At 67.0% G+C, this 5,914-nt stretch carries 1 protein-coding gene; it reads right to left on the bottom strand.

The genetic code is table 11. The features are described from left to right. Window positions 1–5,914: non-ribosomal peptide synthetase (locus FCG67_RS24805; RefSeq protein ID WP_136912233.1), on the bottom strand; the 5,914-nt coding region annotated here is incomplete at both ends.

The following is a 5,914-nucleotide window of genomic DNA, read 5'->3' as shown; positions in this document are numbered from 1 at the left end:
TTCGATCCGCAGGCTGATCCGGATCCACCGGAACATACGCACCACCGGCCTTGACCACCGCATACACACCGACCAACAAATCGATCGACCGACGCATCGCCAACGCAACCAACGACTCCGGCCCCACACCAACCGAAATCAAATGCCGAGCAAGACGATTGACCCGAACATCAAACTCCGAGTATGTCACCGACTCACCCTCGAACGACAACGCCACCGCACCCGGCGACAACACCACCCGCGCATCGAACAACGACACCAACGTGCCGTCCCCGACCACCCGATCCGTGGCATTCCAACCCGACACCACCAAATCCCGCTCGACAGAGTCGAGCACCTCGATATCACCGACCAGACCGTTCGGCTCGGCTACCACGGCCTGGAGAAGGCGGAGGAACCTGTCCCCGAACCCGGCCACCGTCGATCCGTCGAAGAGATCCGTGGCATAGGTCATCAGGGCGGACATCCCCGTGAGCTCGCCGCTTTCATCGATCGACTCGGTGATGTTGAGCTGCAGGTCGAACTTGGCGACCTGCTCGTCGTATTCGAGCGCACGGATGTTCAGGCCCGGCAGCTCGAACTCCGTGACGCCCTGGTTCTGGAACGACAGCATGACCTGGAACAGCGGGTGCCGCGACTGCGACCGCGCTGGGCTGAGGAGTTCCACGAGCCGCTCGAACGGCACGTCCGCATGACCGAAGGCGCCGAGATCGTTTTCCTTCGTCTGCGCCACCAGATCCGTGAAGCGCGCCCCCGAGTCCACCTGGGTGCGGAGCACGAGGGTGTTGACGAACATGCCGATCACGTCATCGAGTGCGGCCTCGCCACGTCCCGCGATCGGAGTACCGATCGCGATGTCAGCGGTACCGCTGAGCCGTGCCAGCAACACCGACAGCGCAGCGTGGACCACCATGAAAAGGGTGGTGTTGAGCTCGCGGGCAAGCTCATTGAGGGCAGCGTGCAGGGCGCCGTCGATCTCGAACCGATGCGCTCCGCCTCGGTACGACGAGACGGCGGGCCGCGGCCGATCGGCGGGCAGGTCGAGCTGATCGGGCAACCCGGCGAGTGCGGACCTCCAGTACTCGAACTGCCGGGAGATCAGAGACTTCGGGTCATCCTCCGACCCGAGCACCTCGCGCTGCCACAGGCTGAAGTCGGCGTACTGCACGGGCAGCGGAGTCCATGCGGGCGCCACTCCCGCGCTACGCGCCGCATACGCGATCATCACGTCGCGGGCCAGAGGTGAAACCGACCAGCCGTCGGCGGCGATGTGGTGCACCACCATGCCGAGCACGAATTCGGTGTCGGCGAGCTCGAACAGCGTTGCACGCAAAGGAACCTGAGAACTGACGTCGAAGCCACCGGAGAACATCTCCCGCAGGTACCGCTCCGAGTTGCCCCCTGCGGCTTTCACCCGGCTCACCTCGACGGCGCTGTCCTCCGGGTCGAGGATCACCTGAACAGGACCGAGTTCCGTTTCCGGGTAGAGCGTCCTCAGCGACTCGTGCCGCTCGACGACGTCGGCGACTGCTGCCTGCAGCGCATCGATGTCCAGCTCTCCCGAAAGGCTGATAGCCAACGGGATGTTGTACGCCGTGGAGTTCAAGTCGAATCGGTTGAGGAACCACATCCGCTGCTGTGCCAGCGAGAGCGGGATCTGGTCGGGGCGATCACCGGCGATGAGCCGGATCCGCCCGCCTGTACCCGCGTGTTGTTCCACCCGGGCCGCCAGGGCGCCGACGGTGGACGCCTCGAACAGCGCCCGGACCGGGATGGTCGAGTCGAGCGCGGCTCCCAGCCGTGCGGTCACCTGGGTGCCGATCAGCGAATTGCCGCCGAGTTCGAAGAAGTCGTCGTCGAGGCCGACCCGCTCGAGTCCGAGTACGTCGGCGAAAACCTCGGCGACGATCGACTCGACCCGCGTCGTCGGAGCACGAAATGCCCGGACCTCGAAAACCGGTTCCGGCAAAGCCTTTCGGTCGAGCTTGCCGACCGGAGTCAACGGAATCGCGTCGAGGAGCATGATCGACGACGGAACCATGTGCGCGGGAAGGATCTGCCCGGCGGCGTCCCTGATCGCGGCCACATCGAGTACCACCCCGTCGGCCCCGCACAGGTAGGACACCAGCGAGGTGGAGCCCCCGGCGCCCTGGTGCCCGATGGTCACCGCGAAGTCGACCCCGGGCTGCGCCGCGAGCACGGCGTCGATCTCACCGAGTTCGATCCGGAAACCCCGGACCTTCACCTGGAAGTCCGACCTACCCAGGTACTCGATCTCCCGATTCGCGGTCCAGCGCGCCATGTCACCGGTGCGGTACATCCGTTGCCCCGGCGCCCCGAACGGGTTGGCCACGAAACGGTCGGACGTCAGATCGGGACGGCCACGGTACGCCCGCGCCAGGCCGGGTCCGGACACGTACAACTCTCCGACCACACCAGCGGGCACCGGGTGCAGGCGTCCGTCGAGGACAAGCGCTGCGAGGCCGGCGACGGGGCCGCCGATCGTGACCAGGTCTCCTGCCGACAGCACGCCGGTGCTGGTGGCGAGCACGGTCGACTCGGTCGGACCGTACGCGTTGATGAAGCGGCGCCCCACCGACCACCGCGCCATCAGCTCGGGCGGGCAGGCCTCACCCGCCACCATCAGCGTCGCGAGATCGTCGAGTCCGCTGGGATCCACCGTTGCGAGCGCGCCAGGTGTGATCATCGCGTGGGTGACCCGCTGGTCACGCAGCAGGTCGGCGAGTTCGACGCCACCGAACACTCCGGGCGGGACGATCACCATGGTCGCGGCCGATCCGAAGGCCATCAGCGCCTCATAGACGGCGACGTCGAAGCTCGGCGAGGCCACGTGCAGCGACCGCGAACCCGGTACCAGTCCGTAGTGAACCTTCTGATGTTCGACGGCGTTGGTGAGTCCGGCATGGGTGACGACGACGCCCTTGGGTCGACCGGTCGACCCCGAGGTGTAGATGACGTAGGCCGGGTGCTCCATCCGAAGCCTGGCGGTCCGGTCGGCATCCGACACCGGAGCCGGCGAGAAGTCCGCGCAACGCTGGACGACGTCGGCATCATCGAGCGCCAACCAGCGCAGCGCACCGGGCAGCCGGTCCGCGAACTCCCCCAGCGTCACACCGATCACGGCGCCGGAGTCGGACACCATGTGAGCGACGCGCTCGGCGGGATAGTTCGGATCAACCGGCACGAACGCGGCACCGGCCTTCGCCACCGCCCACACCGCGAGCACTGATTCGATCGAGCGGGTGATGGCAACGGCAACCGTGGATTCCGGACCCGCGCCCTCCGCGATGAGGACGCGCGCCAGTCGTGAGGATTGCTCGTCGAGCTCGCGGTAGGTCAGCTCCCGACCACCGGCGCCGACCAGCGCGATCGCGTCCGGGTCCACGACGGCCGCCGCCGCGAAGATCTGGCCCATCGTCTGGGGCGCAGGCAGGGCAGACGGCACGGAGGGCAGTACGCCACCCCACCGGTCAGAGAGATCCGCACGCTCGTTGGGGTCGAGAATCTCGACGTCGCCGACCGGGGCTCCGGGATCGCCGATGACGGCGTCCAGGATGCGGACGAAACGCTCGGCGAATCCGTTGACCGTCGACTCGTCGAAAAGGTCTTTCGCATAGATGAACTCGGCGTCGACACCCGTGCGGTCCGCGCCGATGTCGAGCGGCCGATCCGCGATCGTCAGCTGCAGGTCGAACTTCGACACGTCCACGCGGACCTCGTCGGCCGACACCGTCAGATCGGGCAGCTCGACCTCGGCCCTGTCCATGTTCTCGAAGGACAGCACCACCTGGAAAAGCGGGTGGCGTGCGGTCGATCGGACCGGGTTGAGCACCTGCACGAGGCGCTCGAACGGAACGTCGGCATGGCCGAAGGCGGCAAGATCGTCGTCTCGCACCCGGGCCAGCAGGTCGGCGAACGAGGCATTCGGGTCCACCTCCGTGCGCAGCACGAGCGTGTTGACGAACATGCCGACGAGGTTGTCCAGTGCCTGCTCGCCGCGTCCCGCGACCACGGTGCCCACCGCGATGTCAGAGGTGCCGCTCAGCCGCGCGAGCAGCACGGTCAGCGCGGCGTGCGTAACCATGAACGGCGTCACCCCCCGCGCGCGGGCGAACCCACCGAGCGCCTCGTATGTGGCCGCCGGGATCTCGAAGCCCAGTCGCCCACCCTCGAACGACTGGATGGCCGGCCGTGGACGGTCCGCGGGCAGGTCGAGCTGATCCGGAAGTCCGGCAAGGCTCGTCCGCCAGAAGTCGATCTGCTTGGCCGACAACGATTCCGGGTCGTCTTCGGAGCCCAGCAGTTCACGCTGCCACAGGGTGTAGTCGGTGTATTGGACCGGCAGCGGCGCCCAGGCAGGCGCCTCGCCCTCGCGACGCGCCGTGTATGCGGCCACGACGTCTCGTGCGAACACCGCCAGGGAAATGCCGTCGGCTGCGATGTGGTGCACGACCATCGCGACCGCGAACTCTGAATGCTCCGTCGGGGCGGCCCCCATCACCTCGAAGACCCGGATGCGGATCGGGATCTGCTTCCTGACATCGAATCCGACCCCGGCGAACTCGAGCAGCCGCTGCGGCAGGTCACCCTCCACGACCTGTTCGGCAGCGCTGGACAGTGCGATCTCGTGGGTGGGGACGAGGACCTGATGTGCCCCGTTCCCGGAGTCCGGGAACACCGTGCGCAGTGACTCGTGGCGTTCGAGGACGTCGGCCAGCGCCGACGCCAATGCCGCCGTGTCCACCCGGCCGGTCAGACGCACCACGAAGGGCAGGTTGTACGTGGGAGCGGACGGATCGTACTGGTTGAGGAACCACATGCGCTGCTGCGCAAGCGAAAGAGGCATGACCTCGGGCCGCGGGCGGGCGACCAGCTCGAGCCGGGCATCGGCCGAATCCGACAATGCCTCGACCCGCGCGGCGAGGCCAAGCACCGTCGGCGCCTCGAACAACGTCCGCACCCCGAGCCGGACGCCGAAGGCCGCTCCGATTCGGGAGACGACCTGGTTGGCGACGAGCGAGTCGCCGCCCAGGTCGAAGAAGCTGTCGTCGATCCCGACCTGTGGCGTGTGAAGCACATCCGCGAAGATCCCAGCGACGATCTCCTCGGTTGGCGTGCGCGGTGCCCTGAACGCTGCGCGCCCGGACACGAAAATCGGTGTTGGCAGTGCCTTGCGGTCGAGCTTGCCGCTCGCATTCACCGGGAACGCCTCGAGCACAACCACGACTGCCGGGACCATGTAGGCGGGGAGCGTGCGCCCGACCATCGCCTTCAGCTCATCGACATCGACGGCCGCACCCTCGACCGGGACGACGTAGCCGACCAGCTGCTCGCCGGAGTGCAGGTCGCTGCGCACCAGAACGACGGACTGGGCGACCCGCTCGTGGGCGAGCATGGCCGACTCGATCTCGCCGAGCTCGATCCGCAAACCACGCAACTTCACCTGGAAATCAGTACGACCGATGTACTCCAACTCACCGCCGGCAGTCCACGTCACCAGGTCACCCGTCCGGTACATCCGCGCACCCGAACCGCCGAACGGATTCGCAACAAACCGATCCGACGTCAGATCAGCACGACCCACATACCCCCGGGCCAACTGCACACCCGCCAGATACAACTCACCCGCAACACCCACCGGCACCGGCCGCAACCGCGAATCCAACACAAACACCTGCGTGTTCCACACCGGCGCACCGATCGGCACCGACACCTCATCCGCCGCAGTGACCTCATGGAACGTCACATCCACCGCAGCCTCAGTCGGCCCATACAAATTGTGCAACCGCACCGACGGCAACACCCGACGCAACGACGCCGCAGTCTGCGCAGGCAACGCCTCACCCGAAGCGAACACCCGCCGCAACGACGACACAGAGGCCACCGACGGCTC

Source organism: Rhodococcus oryzae, from assembly GCF_005049235.1.
Lineage (GTDB): Bacteria > Actinomycetota > Actinomycetes > Mycobacteriales > Mycobacteriaceae > Rhodococcus_G > Rhodococcus_G oryzae.
This window is presented reverse-complemented; position numbering and strand designations above follow the sequence as displayed.